General features: G+C 40.0%; 1 pseudogene. It reads left to right on the top strand.

Going from position 1 to position 255, the window contains the following annotated elements:
* Window positions 1-255, top strand: a pseudogene (locus tag AAEZ02_RS22965) (hypothetical protein); the annotation flags it as partial.

Genomic DNA, 255 nt, shown 5'->3' with positions numbered 1-255 from the left:
AATATAAAGTCAACAAAACTACAGCATACAGCTGATAACGCAGCTTATAGTATCGCAACCATCGCAGTGAGAGATTTTAATTTTAAAGCGTACACAAATAGAGCTTCTGTTGCCAATCAAGTTGCGGTAGCCCAAATGGTTGGTTTATCTTCATGGTTTAATATGACCGAGCGTTTTACTGAAAATGCATGTACTGCTCTTTGTTGGGTTCCTTATTTAGGGCAGGTCATTAGTGCAATACGAAGTGGCGTCGGT

Origin of the sequence: Shewanella sp. T24-MNA-CIBAN-0130 (genome assembly GCF_040310185.1) — a bacterium.
GTDB lineage: Bacteria > Pseudomonadota > Gammaproteobacteria > Enterobacterales > Shewanellaceae > Shewanella > Shewanella psychromarinicola.
The sequence above is the reverse complement of the archived record's forward strand: the minus strand, read 5'-3'. Positions and strand labels throughout refer to the sequence as shown.